The sequence below is a fragment of the Rhizobium sp. 42MFCr.1 genome, from assembly GCF_000377185.1.
Lineage (GTDB): Bacteria > Pseudomonadota > Alphaproteobacteria > Rhizobiales > Rhizobiaceae > Rhizobium > Rhizobium altiplani.
Window position 1 is genome coordinate 109,257 of record NZ_KB897820.1, and the last position, 14,665, is coordinate 123,921.

The following is a 14,665-nucleotide window of genomic DNA, read 5'->3' on the forward strand; positions in this document are numbered from 1 at the left end:
GTCACATGCTCTTTTATGAAAACGGAAACGGGAGACTTGCCGGCGCGACTGATACGATAGGGGCCTGCGACATCCCACTTTTCGATCTGATCGGCAACCTTAGCCGGCCGGTTGCTCACGGTTCGATGATTATGAGGCCGCATGGCCGGCACAAAGATATCAAGTACACGGGCTGCTTCTCGAAATGACAACCGGGACCCCAGTTCGGCTTGGATGCGCTCCAACTCGGGGGTAGCTCGGCCATTCAACAGGGTCTCGACGCTTCCCATGTACAGCGGCACCACCGCGGCACACGCACTTGGCAAGAGCCAAAGAGCGAATGGATCGTACGGTACCTACTATCATGCACCGACCGACGGCGGTTACAGTCTTGGCACTTCCGATCGCGCTGGCCGGCTTGATCCGTCTGAAACTGCGCCAGTTCCTGTTGTAGGCGCCGCTGGATCTCCTTGGCTTCTTCGAGGGAGAGGCCAAAATCGTTGAGACGGGCCCAATCCGCTGCCTCGAACGGATTTCTACCCCCGCCACCCGCTTCCCTTTCCGAAACAGCTCGCCCCTGCGAAACAATGTCAGGCTTGCATGAACGTGCTATCCCGCCCGCCGTGTTCCGCCGCCGCGTGCTCGCACCAGCGACATCAACATCGGACCGATCGAGAATTCACCTCGTTCGGCGCGACGGGTCAGGTCTCGCAGATAACCACCCGCGGAGTTGATATGCCCGCCACGTTCGAGGATGCACGCCATGACCGTGGCGGCGTTCTCCGGTCCCATCGTGGCAGCAGCCTCCTCGTAGGCCGACTCGCTTACACCGAGCATTCCCCGCACAACGACCGCAGCCGCCATCAAGTCTCGCCAATTTGCAATCGAACCACCCGGGCCGTAGCTCACCATGTCGGGGCAAGCCTGGAGGACCAGCCCGAGGGGGAAGGATTTCAGGTCCGGGCGATCGTTGGCCGCCTGGCTCTGAACCCTAGCTATGCGTCCAGCGTCACTTTTCTGTTTCCGCGTCGACGCCACGGTTTTCGGCTCAATCATGAATTCCGAGTTTGCTCCCTGCTTCGTTTCGAAAGCTGGTTCAAGATCAAAGGTAGAGTCGGGGTTTGAATTATGTAAGTGACGCTCATTTTGATCGTGATTGCCGCTCGTTTTCTTTGCTTTTAGTAATGTTTCCAGTCTGCTAGTGATGTCGTCTCTCAGCGTTTCCATCGTTTCGAGTGCAGTTGAAAGCTGCTCGGCCGTCGCCGTACGTGGTATGGAGCCTACCAGCTCCCTGAAATAGGCGAACGCGGTTTCCCAATCTCCTGCCAGCTGCTCCTCCATCGCGGTCTCAATGAGCTTGGCCACATCGCGGCGGCAAAGGCTGAGTTGCTCACGCAGTCGCTGCATATGTAGCCGCTCGGCCGCCACTTCCGATGCGAGGCGTTCGATCTCCTCGGCACGCACGATCAGCGGCGCCAATGAAAAGCCGAATGCCTCTGCGACCTCACCCTCCTTCGCCCTGCGGGCATAGCGTTTGCCATTTGGGCTATCCTTGCGGATGATCAACCCCGCTTCGACCAGGACCGCCAGGTGGCGGCGGATCGTCTGCTCCGCCATGCCGTGTGAGCGCAGCGAAAGCTGTTCGTTTGACGGAAAGACCACCAGGCCGTTTTCCTCCGACAGGACGTTCTTCGGATAGAAGCTGAGCAGTGCATTGAGGACGGCAAGCGCGCGATCCGTCACTCCAAGCAAGGGCTTGGCTGCACACAGGGACCTGTAGATTTTCCACTTGTCGACCGATTGATCAGCTTGAAGCTCGCTTGCTGCCTTCTGGCTCGCGAGCATGCCAAGCGTCATCGGACGCTGCCCAAAGGGCGTCGTCACACTTCCTGTTTCCATCACCTTCACCTTGTTGAAGGCAAAAGAAATCCACTCACCAGATTGGTGCCCACACTTGACAGGGATTCCCGGAAATGCGATTCTCTAGCTGCTAACCTATGAGAAGGGCTTCCGTTACGGCAACGTTCGGGAGCTTTTTTCTTTTGCGGCGTTATCCTTTGCTTTTGCGTTGTATTGACTGCACGAATTCGCTGTGAAGCGCCTCCATACGATCGTTCAAAAAGTCTACGAAACTATCCGGAACAGCCTTGGTGAAGCTCATCTTCGGGCCGGTCTTCGCGTAGCTTACGGTCGCCAGAAGAAAGCCATTTGCACGTATTTCGGTGACGGAAGGCCGCGCGGCAGTCGGCGCTTGCTCAGCCTTCAGCGCACCTAATGCGACGGCGAAGCGATCTTTCCCGGCGACGAGCTTGTCCTCGCTCAGTGATTGCTTGACGCGCACCACCCCGTCCTGGCGCTTGGCAAAGGCATCCGAAAACTCGATCCATCTACGACGGCCGATCTCCGGCGACGACCCGATCGCCAACAGAACATCCCGGGGGATAGCCGTTGCAATCCGCAGCATCTCCGACACGTGCGACTTTCCTGTCGCCAGCGACGCGCAGATTACGTCGCGCCGATATCCCGCCTGCTCCTGTGACAGTGCGAATGCACACTTCTCGATAAAGGAAAGGTCATTCCTGTTGGCGTTTTCTTCACCTTGGAAGACGATTGCCTCTTCGTCGCTGAGTTCGCGGACAATAGCGCGGAACTTCAGTCCAAGCATCTTGGCGGCAGCCAAACGCCGTCTTCCGAACACGATCTGGTATGGCAGCCCATCACCTTTGTGCGGCCTGATCAAGCCAGGGACAATCTGCCCACGCTCCCTGATGGACGTCGCAATCTCATCAATGGCCGCATCGTCATAGGCGCCATCGAAGCGGTCGGGAATCGAGGAGGGAGCAACGTCATCGGGGTCGACCTCGACAATATGGTCGCCGTCCTTGAGGAGCCTGTCGAGAACCTCGCCCTTTTCCTGTATCTGCCTGACGCCTGCGGCTACCTTGAGGAGGTGTGGAGATGTTGTCGGCTTGGCGGCCGGCGCTGCGCTCGGTTGCTCAAGCTGACCGAGCACATTGGCAAACATGCCACGCGAATCCTTGCGGCTCATTCGCGCCCCCATGCTGCCCAAAGCAACTTCTCGATCTCGGCATTGGCCGCGTTGATCGATTCCATTGCGCGGTCATAGGTTTTCGGTGCCGAGAAGCGCGAACGCTGCACCTCATAGAGGCTCTGCTTCCACGTCAATGCATCAGCAACAGCCGTCGACTTCGTGACCATGTTCAACAGCAGGTCTTCGCCAAAGACCTGTCGCATCAACGCAGTCATGTTGGCCTGCGGGTGATCGTTGGCTTCGAATTTCGTCACGAGGAACTTCGCAAAGTCCCACTGGGCCGAACTCCCCATCTCGCTCAATATCTGCATGTAGGACGAGGCAAGCTCGAGGAATTTCCCCGTCGAATCGACGTCCAGCATGTGTGCCGGGACCGGTATGATGACGCCGGTTGCAGCGGTCAGCGACGACAGTGTAAGGAAGTTCAGGGAAGGCGCGGAATCCATCAGGATTACGTCATAGTCATCCGCCACCTGCTCGAGGGCCTGAGATACCCGCAGAAGGAAGCTCGTGCCGCCATTCTTGCGCATCTCGAGAGCGACAGCCGTTTCAAACTCTGTCAGGTCGAGCCCGGCGCAGATCACATCGAAGCCGGCAATATGCGTGGTGTGGACCAGCGATTTCGTCGGTTTGGGATCCGAGAAGCGAATGGCCGCATAGAGCGTTTCGTCCTCGCGCGGGTCGAAATCCGGAAGCGCTCCGTGCAGGCTTGTAAGCGACGCCTGCGGGTCGAGATCGACCGCCAACACCCGGTAGCCCTTGAGCGCCAGGTAGTGACCTAGATGAATGGTCGTGGATGTCTTGCTGGAGCCGCCCTTGAAATTGGTGACCGCGATGATCTGGCATTCCTCACCATCGACACGGCGCGGGTTCATCCACTTCTTGCGACCCTTTCCGGCCAGCATCAGTCGCAGCTCGAGGATCTGCTCGAGCGTGTACATGCGGCGGCCGTTTGACGTCGTCTCGGGCGAGGGACCCTTGTCCTTCAGAACGATCTGCCTGATATAGGCTTCCGAGACATCCAGGAGCGCTGCGACTTCCGACGAGGAAAATTTCCGCATCTCGCGGCGCGCATCCGGTGGATACTGTGCCATCGAAAGATTTTGCAGGGCGAGCTCCAATTTGGTGGAAAAGCTCTGCATGAAGTCGAGGCTGCTTAAGTGGCGATTCACGATTCTTTCCTCAGTTCGTTCCAATAGCCTAAGCGCCGATACGGTTGATGAACAGTTAATTCAATAATTGTTTCGCTCTACAGCGATAATTCGCTCTTTTTGCGTAGTTACAGAACTAGCTCGATTCGCGAGATTCGGCAAACCCGTCACTGGCTCCCTTATGTGGTCGGCTCACGGAGGCCGCACATAGGAGGACGAGGTTCACCCAGCCGTGCCGCGGCCGGCCGCCGTCGAGTTACATGAGAAGGTGAAAAGGAACGGTTCCGCCTGTAGTTGTTCACAAACGGCGAAAGGGACTGCCCTGAGAGACACGCCTTCAGCGCGACAGAAGCAACCCCGGATCAAGAAGGTGAAGGTTCAGAAGGCACCGATGCGCCTTGGAACAGGCGGCGAAGAGCGGCGGCGCTGCCCCTCCGAGCCATCCCTGGCTCGACCTAAGTAGTGGTTGCGGAGCCCGTGGCTGGTACAAGCTGCATTTTTGGGCCACCGCACGGCGCGTTGTGTCCGTGCGGTGGCCAAGTTTTGAAAGCGTCAGGGCTGTTCGACGATGACCGTCACCGGCGGTGGCGGCGCCTCATCCTCCACAGGCGCGCTTTCGACGGGCTCCGGCGCAGGGTCCTCCACTGGAAGAGTGTCACGAACCTGATCGATCTTGCCAACGGTGGGCCCTACGCCCAAGATGTCCTTTGCTCGCTCGAGAGCCCCGTCACTCACTTCGCCGCCCTTGGTAAAGCTCGAGAGTGCTTCGCGAAGCGCTTCGTCGCTAAGAGCAGGGTCCGTAGGGATGGCATCCGGCCCATTCTCGGCCTCGAATTCTGCATAGGCCATCACATAGGCCGAAACCGCCGCCATTCGCGGATCGTTGGAATGCAAGTAGGCGTGGTAGTTCCTGTTCAGCGAGTTCAGCCCGGCAAACTCCGATTTGGCAGCCTTCGTTCTTGTCGTTGTGGCGGATCTGGTCCTGGTCGTCGTTGCCGCCTTCTTCTCGTGTGCGAAGAACGACTTCAACGTCGGGTGATCTCTCCGGGTGTCGTCCTTACTCTTTGCATGCGAGCCGTGTGAGCCAACGGTATCGGATTTCTTCCCGTGTTCGGAATTGCCGCCCGCGTGGTTCCCCCCGCCGCCGTTGCCCCTGTTGCCGCCCGAGTTGCCGTTGCCGGCCCCGTTGCCGCCTCCGTTACCGCCCCCATTGCCGTTGCCGCCGCCGGAATTGCCATTCCCGTTACCCCCCTTTGCGTAGGCGATACCCTCCAACCCCAGAAAGGCGCCACCGGCGGGTACAACCGCAATTGTCAGCGCAATGACGCTGCGTCCAAGAATGCTGGAAATGCTCATATCAACCTCCGGTTCAAAACCGCTTTGCCGTTGTTCGTACGGCCGGAAAGCCTGGCTCCTCGCGGCGGGCAAGAAGCAGGCATTCCGGCCTGACGCGGACACGCCGCGTTCCAAATCACAACGACGATAGCCCGCGTCACGCACCGGCTCCATGGCGGTCAGACCTTTGCTTCAGCAGATAGGACCAAGGTCCTATCCACAAAAGACCAAAGGTCCGAAACCTGGGGGCTGCCAGGTGATATCGTTTGACCAACCGCCGGATGGAGCTAGGTTACAATCCAAACAAACCGAAGTGCCGCCATAAATTTGGGCGGCCGATCCCGAGACATCTCGTGCGGCCCCGTGAACTCATAAAACGATGGAATTCGCAATCATTGGCCAGGCAGTTCCTGTTCACAGGAGGCGCCGTGTCGCTGGTGGCGATGGTGTTGGTCGGCGCATTCGTGAGCAGTCTGATCGAAGACGCGGTGACCCGCAATTCGGCGGCATCCACCGCCCTCTACGTCGACAGTGTGATTGCCCCCCTCCTGCCCGACATGCTGACGGCCCAAGAGCTCGACGATACTGTATCGCGCGCCCTCGACGAGACGCTGGAGCAGGGGGCGCTTGGAAACCGCCTGATCTCCTTCCGGCTTTGGCGCGCGGACGGCACGGTTCTCTATTCAAACGATAAAAGCATGCAAGGAAAGCGCTTCGAGTTGAGCGACGACCTCAAGGCGGCCTTTTCCGGCAAGATGGTCGCCCAGTTCAATCGTCTGGACGATGCTGAGGATCAGGTCGAGCGGGCGAGTGGCAAACCCCTGCTCGAAATCTACAATCCCGTCCTGCAGCCATGGTCCGGGCAGGTCGTCGCTGTCTCCGAATTCTATGAGATAGCCAACGATTTCGAGCGCAGCCTCAATGAGGCGCGATTGCATAGCTGGATGGCCGTCGCCGCCTTCACGCTTGCATTCTTTATCGTGTTGTCGGCGATCGCATTGAGAGGTAGCCGAACCATCGAGGATCAGCGGCATGCTCTAAGGCGCCGCGTGGACGACCTTTCGGCCCTGCTATCCCAGAACCAGGCCTTGCGTCGGCGCGTCCAGCGTGCGTCCCAACGCGCAACAGCACTCAATGAAAGCCACCTGCGCCGTATTGGTGCAGATCTCCATGACGGCCCAGCCCAACTCGTTGCATTCGCCTCGTTGCGCCTGGACAGCAATGCCCTGATCGATCCCTCAACACCGGCATCCCGGCGCGAGGGTGAAATTGCAGCCATCAAGGAAAGCCTGGACGAGGCAATGCATGAGATCAGGACCATCTGCAATGGGCTGGTGCTGCCACAGATCGAGGCCGCAACCCTAACGGAGATACTGGAGCGCAGTGTGCGCGCGCATGAGCAGCGAACAGGATCAAGCGTTGAACTGTCTGTAGCGGAGGCGCCCGAACATCTTTCGCCTTCGGCCAAGATCTGCGTATACCGCTTTGTGCAGGAAGGCTTGAACAACGGCTACCGTCACGGCGGCGGCAAAGAGCAACGCGTCGTGCAACGCATGGAAGGTGACCGCGTCTGTATCGAGGTGTCCGACGGTGGCTCCGGTTTTGACCCCGACGACGTTGGCCCTGCCAGCCTTGGCCTTGCAGGATTAAGAGAGCGGATTGAAAGCCTCGGCGGCACCTTCCAGCTCCGATCGTCCGCTAGAGGCACCATAGTCAGCATGTCGCTCAGCAGCGAGGAGATTACCCAGACATGACAGCAGGAATTCGTGTCGCAGTCATAGATGACCATCCATTGTTCAGGGAAGGGGTATCCCGGAGCCTGTCCGAGATAGATGGATTTCAGATTGTCGCGGAAGGAGGCACGCGGGACGATGCAATCAGGGTCGCCGAAACCCTCCAGCCCGATGTCCTGCTCATGGACATTTCCATGCCTGGCGGCGGGTTGAACGCGATCCTTCCCATTCTGGCAACCGTACCATCACAAAAGATTGTCATGCTTACGGTTTCCGAATCCAGCGATGATGTCACGGCGGCATTGAATAGCGGCGCAAAGGGCTACGTGCTGAAGGGGGTCGGCTCAAGGGCGCTTGCAGAGATTATCCGCAGCGTGGCAGCTGGTGAAAGCTATGTCGCGCCGGCGCTGTCTGCGCGTCTACTTTCCAGTCGCTCTTCACCCGCACCGAAAACACCATCGGCTCTGGAGGCGTTGACCGCCCGTGAGCTGCAGGTCCTGCAGCTGGTCGCTTCCGGCTTGAGCAACAAGCACGTCGCAAGGCAGCTCGATCTGCACGAAAAGACCGTCAAACATCACATGACGCAGATCATGGCCAAGCTCGGGGTTGCCAACCGAACGGAAGCGGCTATAGCGCTGCGCGATGCCACCGACGGGCGAGGCAATCAGTGAATGAAGGATTCAAGGCGCGCCTCATCTGCTGAGGTTGCCCGCCGATTGACGATCGTGCGTCCCCGGGCGTCTTTCATGATGTAACGGCCGTTCCGGATGAATTCGCTCATGCCGTCGCGGTGGCGAACCTCCATTGACGCGTTGTCCGCATCACCATCAACCGTCGGGCCTTTTCCGGTCGTGGCGCTACCATTGGACTTGCCGCCGCTGTTCCCGTTACCATTCCCTCCGCCGTTGCCGTTTCCCCCGCCATTCCCATTACCATTGCCACCGCCATTTCCACCCCCGTTGCCGCCACCGCCTCCATTGCCTCCGCCGTTTCCGTTGCCTCCGCCGTTTCCGTTTCCGTTGCCGCCATTGCCTCCGCTGTTTCCATTGCCGTTGCCGCCTTTGGCGGCCTCGGCAGTCTGAAGACTGAGCTTGAACGAACCGCCCGAAACCGCGACCTTGAACGGCATTGCCGCAAGCGACAGACCGATTGACATTGAGCATAGAGCCACAACAAAACTACGTCGTGAGAGCATCACCATTCCCTTGCATTCCATGGTTTTCCTGGTCGCGGTCCAGCCAGCTGGCGCTGTCAGCCATCTTGGGCTGGGGCCCAGATAAACCACGCGGCATTGCAAATGCTAGCCGCTCAACCCTTGCCAATTTGCCCACGGGTCGACCCGACCGTCAATTCGCAATCGTTGACATCAGACCTTTCCTTGATCACCGCCCGACGTTAGTCCGGGCCTCCTAGGACCAAGGTCCGAACTTGTGGCTGGGGAACAACGGACCTCGCGGGAGTAACCAGAGAAAAGCGACCGGCTCAGACTGGAACCGAAGTGGAGTACTTCACCCGCTTCAAGGCGAAATGCGACGACGATGTCGCCACTGCGTGGTGCGTCAGAATACCCTGCATGAGGAGACGCTCGTAGTCCTGGACATCGGCGACGGCTACGCGCAACAGATAGTCCCAATCACCGGACATCGAATAGCATTCAAGCACTTCCTCATGGCTCTCTGCGAACCGCTCGAAATCATCTCTTGCAGCCGGATCATGCGTCTTCATTCGCACCTGGCAGAACACGGTCAGCCCACGACCAACGGCTTCGGGGCTCACGAGCCTGACAGTCCGCCCCAGCATGCCCGCCGCCTCCAGCGCCCTGATGCGGCGCCAGCACGACGCGCTCGATGCCCCGACCCGCTCGGCGAGCGCGGCGTGGCTGAGATCACCCTCGCTCTGGAGCAATCGGAGGATCTTTCGATCGATATTGTCAATTACGGGCAATTTCATTGGAATCTCTCGCTTCCGCGATATGTGCGGTTCTCGTGACAAGGCGCTTCGGGCGAAACTATGCGGCCCGCACGAGTTTTGCGCACCACTCGATTTAAAAGAGTAGCGCGCCTTGTCTCAGATAAAATGCCTGGATGAGAGAGTTTTGCCGAACGATGCGGCCCGCACATCAGGCCGTGCTCTTGTGCTGCCACCGTCAAACGCCAACGGCACCAGCGCGACGCGATGTCAGACCGGCGGGCTGAACAGGGTGAAATACCCCCATGCGGCAACGAACAGCGCAAGAATTGCTGCGGCGATCGCGAGCTTGCGAAGCCCTGGCCGGGGTGGCCGGGGCGGCTTTCGTCGACGGAATTGAATGACATTATCGTTCATCTGCGGTTTCTCCTCGCGCCAGATCATACGCTGTTTCGGGCGAGCAACAGCAAATGTCAAAAGGAAAAAGGCGCTCAGTCTTTCACGAAGCGCCCTTTCTTTGCCGGGCAGGACCCGGCACAAAGCGCTGGCTTGCAGGTCGCTCCGGAGTTCGCGCAAAACGCGTGTCACGATGAAGTCACAACACGGGTCGTTTGGCCTATGCTTTAACGCTCTGGGGTGGAGTGAACAGGAAGGCGCCATGAAGCGTGTCGTGCGCGGTGATGGCGACAGTGTATGAATGCCGATAATTTATAGACGCGTGACCCGGGATGAAGCACTCCTCAATGCTGACATCATCGTTGAAGCCTACGCGAGGCCGCCCTGGCATGAGGAGTGGTGCCTTCAGAACGCAATCTCACGCATAGACGAACTGACAACGACGCCGATGTGCCTGGCGGTGGCCGCGTTCGATGCCGAACGACCCGTTGGCTTCGCCTTCGGCCTGCCGCACACCTCTGTCATGGGACGCGGGATCCACGTCGCGGAAATAGCGATAAGGCCACGGTTCCAGCGCACGGGGATCGGCTCCCGCCTCCTGCGCACATTGGAGGAGGACGCGCGCACAATGGGCTATGTCCACGTTTGGCTCGTCTCGCGCAGCACTGGGGGCGTTGCGGAGTACTACAAGAGCAACGACTATGAACACTCCGAAAAGCTCTGCGTCTACTCCAAGAAATTGAAATAGGGCCGACGCAACGCGCCGGCCCCATCCCCACCGTCCCCTCAATTCATGTCAATTCAGGCATGTCGCCGCTTTAGACGCCATCACGTCCGCCAGGCCCTCATGCGGACCGTCCCCAATTTCACGCAGAACCTCATTCAGCGCCATGCCAAGGTAGTCCATAGCCCCCACCAGATCGGCATCTCCAGCGGCATTTTTCGCGTAGGCGATCATACGCGCCAGTGCGACGAGCTCATCCAAGTCATCAGAAGATCGCTCACTGCTGTCCAATACCACCGATCCGTTTGCCGATGCTGCACTCATATCTGTTCTCCCTCGAACCATTGGAGAATAGTAAGTCTGCGCGCAAAAGGCTCGTGAAAAACCCGTGACACACTTTATTGTTGCATTGCAGGAGGCAGTTTCAAAATTGTTGCTCTTCCGAGCGGACAAAGGTCTCGTTGAATTGCCAAGCCAACTCAGCCGGGGTCGAGCAGTCATCGTCCGCCACTCGGACAGCGTCCAGCAGAGCAAGAGCGTCCGCCCGTTTCTGATCGACCTCGTTCGATCGCAGCAACGACAGGAGCTCTTGCCGATCGGCGGAAACATCCGCATTTGCCACAATCGCGCGCCAAGTCCGCTCCTTGAAGAACAAATCGCCCGCAGCCACTTCGAGCGCCACGCGAAGATCATGCGTCAGCATCTGCCGGCCCTCCAGCCTATCGAGTGTCGACCTGACATTCACCAGCGGCACGGTCAACGCCCGATATGCGAGTTCCATGGGTCCATGCAGCAGCGCTACATCGGCGTCGTCCACCGTCGCTCCCGAGGCATATTCGCCGTAGATCCGGCCAACGCCGACCATTCCGAAGACTTTACATTCCGCCGCGCGAAGCGCCCCCATGCTTGCACCACCGAACACACGGACCTGCCGTGAGAGTGCAAAAAGGATCTCTTTGTGCCAGACAGGCGCGGTGTATTCGAAACCGCCATCGACGATGCCGATCACTCGCGCGCCTCTCCGCACTGCGGCCAACACATCACCTTGAACGGCGGGCGGATATACGGTGACCCCATCTCCTGCCAGCGTCGCGGCGTCCGGGAGACTCGGCCCAACAAAGATGACTTTCATGAAAACAGCGCCTTTGCGATCGCGCGGGCGCCAAAGCGACGCGCCCGCGCGCCCTCGGGGTTTTCGAGGCTTGGAACGAAGACTTTGACGACATGGAAGGGCAAGGCGGGGTCGCTGAGTGGGAGCGATATCACTGGCGCGATCTGTCGCTCCCGCAAGGCATCGAGGATCCTGTTGAGGTGCGGTTTGTCATCGCACCGCGCAGCAGCGCTCCAGGCGATTGGGATGGCATCGAGGGCATGCAGGGTCTCCGCAGGCACAGGCCTTTGAAACTCGTCCGGCGACAGGTCGTCGCGGGCGCCGCTAATGTATGTTATCCTCGACTGAACGGCTTCTGTTATTGCCCGAATGGCCGCGCGGACAGGGGAGGGATGCGCACCGCTTCCTCCCGTCACCTCGACAAAGCGAATATTGTTGCCCCGTCGCTCCGCGGGCCCGAGGACGGTCGTGAAGCAGGGCACAGCTAGATCGCTTGTCATATCGAACAGGCGAACGACAAGACCGGCGGCCTCAATCTTTCGAACGAGGACATCGAGCCACGGATCTTCGAAGCTTGCCGGATCAATGCAGCGCGAAAGCCGATCCTCAACGGCGCCAACCTGCCAGAGGCAAAATGCGTCGCGTTCGACACGCTCAAGGAGTCCGTGCAGGGTGGCCTCTTCCATCGTATTGCCGGAGGCAAGACCATCGGAAGACATCCAGAAGCGATTGCGGCGGGTGCGGTCCAGAAGTGCCGCCTCAAACGGAACATACACGTCCCGATCGGTCAGGAGATCCTTGCCAAGCGCCCAGTCAATCTGTTCGTCGAGGCGAATGTCGTCCTCATGCCGACCAATCAGGCAAGCAAGCGTGTCAAAAGAGAATCCCTCCTCCCGCAGATCGTGCGCCGAGGCCCAAAGCGTTGCAATGGCCGGCCTGTTGGCAACGACGCGCTCAAGCGCTTCCATAACGGCCGAAGCCTTGGCATCGTCGTCGGTCAGACCCTTGCCTTGGGCGATCGCGATCGACCGCCCATTGGGGACATAAGCGCACCACACCGGGATGCCGATGTTGTCCAAGCCGGTGTGGCGCGCCACGCGTGTTATACCAAAGTTCGCGAGTAGTGGCGCGGTTCGGGCCAGCGTCTCAGAGGCTGGAACCGTGCGGTCGGAATAGGCGGCCAGCTTGATGTTGGTCAGGGGTTCGGCTCGACGTGACCGGAGAACGCCGCTTTCGCCGAAGAAACCGCAATTGCGAAATCCACCTGCTTGACGACGGAGGCACCTGACTTGCGCAGATCCGCGACCTTGGCCAGATCACCGGTTGCCCCATCGAGTGGCTTGACGGTCCCCGCATCGAGGTCGGCAATCCAAAGTTTCGCATCCCCTGCAATGCCGAATACTACTGCCCTTGACATGACGTTTCCTTTCGTTGGTGTCAAAATCCAGCTTTCAAAAGCCCTTCTCTGTAGAGATCCTTCTGCCATTGTTCCTTGAACGGAATGACAGAAAGCCATTTTTCCAGGTCGAAGACCGGGTTCAGCGCTTGCGCACGCTGCCGATAAAACTGGGCCCGCCTGCGATCGCCAATCATTGCACAACTCGCAGCAGCAATGCGGTAAGCCGGCTCCTTGTCCTTCATGGCTTCCACATAGGCAATGGCGTCGTTGTAGCGCTCGAGGAAGTAGCTCGCGCCTGCGGCACACCAAAGATAGCTGTCAGGCGAAATGGGATTGAGCGAGATCGCCTTTTCGATCTTGGCCAATGCCTCCTTGGGACGCGAGGCATGAACAAGTGTGTCGGCGTGGCTGTAGATCACGTCCGCGAAATGAGGGCTCAATTCTTCCGCGTGGCTGAGCGCCGCCACGCTCTGATCGACGTCGCCGAGATAGAGTTTTGTCACGCCGAGTTCGCGATAGCCGCCGGCGAAAGCTTCGTCCCGCTCGATGGCCTTCAACGCACTCTGTTCAGCAAGGCCCAAGAGCTCCTCGTTACCCTGTGCCGTCACCAGCCATTCGCTGGTGTAAGTCCGCGCCAGGCCGGTAAACGCTGGTGAAAAATCCTTGTTATATTTCAACGCCTCCTTGAAGGCCGCTCTCGCCCTGCGAATGTGCGGCAAGGTCAGCTTGCCCATCAGGCTCGCGCCGACAAGGTAGGAGTGGTATGCCTGCGGGTTCGCCTCCAGGCTAAGCCGGGCTTCCTCGTTCCTGGCAAGTTCATCCACGACGGCTAATGACAAGTGCTGGGCCATGAGCCGCCGCTGGGTTGGCAGCGTTGCCGCGGTCATGGGAAATCGCACGGCCCAGATGATTTCGTCCGTCGGGAAATAGACCAGTTGCGCATAGAGGCCTTCGCCCGAAAATCTTGTATCGAGAAGATAGGAGATCGAGTGGCGGGCAATCATGGCTGCCTTGTCAGAGTCGCGACGGATTTGCTCCGCAGTGTGAGGCGCAACGATGGAAATGTTTCGGAGGCCGCATAGCTCGATCGTGACATCTTCGATCAGCGCTGCGGCAAGCGACAGACCAACGACGTTACCCTGGGAAGTTGGCGGAAGCAGAACCAGCCGCGGCAGGCTCGAAGTGGCCCGAAGCTCCGCCTCACGAGTGGTCGCATTCTGCGCCTCCGCTGACACGAAATAGCTTCTCGCTTGGCGTTCGCCCCGAGGCAGTACGTCCGGGTCGGCTACTCCCGGCAGCCCGCGGAGGATCGCCCGGATCTGCTCATCGGACGGGTCCTGTTCCAGGAGCTGTAGAGCAGCGCCCGACACAACGCGATAATCCTCGGCACACTGAGCAGCCGAGCCCGCATCGAGGAGCGTCTGGCGCAACTTGGCCCTATGGCTTCGCTGCTCCCGCGCGATCCAGTTGTCGACCGCTTTGCTGGCTGAGCGAACATTGCCGACGAATTCACGCTGAAGCAGATCGCTACTCGCTTTCAGCCTGTCCATCGGCGATTTTGCCTCATCGAGTATTCCAATATCAACGGTCAGGAGTTCCGCCCGCAGTTCGACGGAGGCCGAGGTGATCCGAAGTGGTGCGGCAAGGCTGTCATCGATTTGTCGAATACGGGAAATCAGCTTTCGCAGATTGAGCCCGGCCTGATCGGCTTCGGCATCCGACCACAGAAACGAAGCCACCTCTTGGCGTGTGAGCGCATGACCCTTGCACGTGAAGAGATACGCCATCGTCAACAGTGCCTTGGCGGGATAGCCGACTGCATTGCCCGCTTCATCTGTCAGCCGCAGTTCGCCAAATGTCTGGAGGTGCAGCACCGC

15 protein-coding genes and 1 pseudogene are annotated in these 14,665 nt (G+C 59.2%); 3 read left to right on the plus strand and 13 right to left on the minus strand.

Features of this window, described 5'->3' with window-relative positions:
* Nucleotides 1-14: 14 nt before the first annotated feature.
* From C934_RS33465 to C934_RS0104500, 5 genes and pseudogenes are all read right to left on the minus strand, one after another.
* A pseudogene (locus C934_RS33465) lies at nt 15-496 on the minus strand (hypothetical protein); the annotation flags it as partial.
* Nucleotides 497-588: 92 nt separating this feature from the next.
* Nucleotides 589-1,878, minus strand: coding sequence for a plasmid replication protein RepC (repC, locus tag C934_RS0104485; protein ID WP_026371550.1), 1,290 nt, complete (start codon nt 1,876-1,878; stop codon nt 589-591).
* 151 nt (nt 1,879-2,029) lie between these two features.
* Entirely contained in the window at nt 2,030-3,028 is a 999-nt protein-coding gene (gene repB, locus C934_RS0104490; RefSeq protein ID WP_018855505.1) for a plasmid partitioning protein RepB, read from the minus strand.
* Complete coding sequence (gene repA, locus C934_RS0104495; RefSeq protein WP_018855506.1) at nt 3,025-4,203, minus strand: plasmid partitioning protein RepA; 1,179 nt, start codon at nt 4,201-4,203, stop codon at nt 3,025-3,027. The genes repB and repA overlap by 4 nt, the downstream gene beginning before the upstream one ends.
* 531 nt (nt 4,204-4,734) lie before the next feature.
* Nucleotides 4,735-5,538: a hypothetical protein gene (locus tag C934_RS0104500; RefSeq protein ID WP_018855507.1), complete on the minus strand. Its 804-nt coding sequence runs from the start codon at nt 5,536-5,538 to the stop codon at nt 4,735-4,737.
* 407 nt (nt 5,539-5,945) lie between these two features.
* Here C934_RS0104500 and C934_RS0104505 point away from each other — a divergent pair, with 407 nt between their 5' ends.
* Nucleotides 5,946-7,271, plus strand: a complete 1,326-nt coding sequence (locus C934_RS0104505; protein WP_018855508.1) for an ATP-binding protein — start codon at nt 5,946-5,948, stop codon at nt 7,269-7,271.
* Complete coding sequence (locus tag C934_RS0104510) at nt 7,268-7,921, plus strand: LuxR C-terminal-related transcriptional regulator (RefSeq protein WP_018855509.1); 654 nt, start codon at nt 7,268-7,270, stop codon at nt 7,919-7,921. The genes C934_RS0104505 and C934_RS0104510 overlap by 4 nt, the downstream gene beginning before the upstream one ends.
* On the opposite strand, the gene C934_RS0104515 is transcribed toward C934_RS0104510, so the two are convergent.
* The 3 genes from C934_RS0104515 to C934_RS35025 form a co-directional block, all read right to left on the minus strand.
* The gene (locus tag C934_RS0104515; protein WP_018855510.1) at nt 7,915-8,406 is read right to left on the minus strand and encodes a hypothetical protein; all 492 of its coding nucleotides are present in this window, start codon (nt 8,404-8,406) and stop codon (nt 7,915-7,917) included. The two genes, C934_RS0104510 and C934_RS0104515, sit on opposite strands and share 7 nt — an antisense overlap.
* Nucleotides 8,407-8,732: 326 nt before the next feature.
* On the minus strand, nt 8,733-9,200 hold the full coding sequence (locus C934_RS0104520; RefSeq protein WP_018855511.1) for an Lrp/AsnC family transcriptional regulator: 468 nt from the start codon (nt 9,198-9,200) through the stop codon (nt 8,733-8,735).
* Nucleotides 9,201-9,428: 228 nt separating this feature from the next.
* Entirely contained in the window at nt 9,429-9,575 is a 147-nt protein-coding gene (locus C934_RS35025) for a hypothetical protein (protein ID WP_198011797.1), read from the minus strand.
* Nucleotides 9,576-9,855: 280 nt separating this feature from the next.
* Here C934_RS35025 and C934_RS0104530 point away from each other — a divergent pair, with 280 nt between their 5' ends.
* Nucleotides 9,856-10,302, plus strand: coding sequence for a GNAT family N-acetyltransferase (locus C934_RS0104530; RefSeq protein ID WP_018855513.1), 447 nt, complete (start codon nt 9,856-9,858; stop codon nt 10,300-10,302).
* A 48-nt stretch (nt 10,303-10,350) separates the two neighbouring features.
* On the opposite strand, the gene C934_RS0104535 is transcribed toward C934_RS0104530, so the two are convergent.
* The 5 genes from C934_RS0104535 to C934_RS0104555 form a co-directional block, all read right to left on the minus strand.
* Nucleotides 10,351-10,602 (minus strand): hypothetical protein, encoded by a 252-nt coding sequence (locus C934_RS0104535; protein ID WP_018855514.1) that lies wholly within the window; start codon nt 10,600-10,602, stop codon nt 10,351-10,353.
* A 100-nt stretch (nt 10,603-10,702) separates the two neighbouring features.
* Nucleotides 10,703-11,410 (minus strand): TfuA-like protein, encoded by a 708-nt coding sequence (locus C934_RS0104540; protein ID WP_026371553.1) that lies wholly within the window; start codon nt 11,408-11,410, stop codon nt 10,703-10,705.
* Entirely contained in the window at nt 11,407-12,573 is a 1,167-nt protein-coding gene (locus tag C934_RS0104545; protein ID WP_083929817.1) for a YcaO-like family protein, read from the minus strand. Before C934_RS0104545 ends, C934_RS0104540 begins: the two co-directional genes overlap by 4 nt.
* An 11-nt stretch (nt 12,574-12,584) precedes the next feature.
* A complete protein-coding gene (locus C934_RS0104550) occupies nt 12,585-12,806 on the minus strand; it encodes a hypothetical protein (RefSeq protein ID WP_018855517.1) in 222 nt (73 codons plus the stop codon).
* 20 nt (nt 12,807-12,826) lie between these two features.
* Nucleotides 12,827-14,662 carry a peptide antibiotic resistance protein gene (locus C934_RS0104555; RefSeq protein WP_018855518.1) on the minus strand — a complete coding sequence of 612 codons (1,836 nt, stop codon included), beginning with the start codon at nt 14,660-14,662 and terminating at the stop codon, nt 12,827-12,829.
* Between the last annotated feature and the right edge of the window lie 3 nt (nt 14,663-14,665).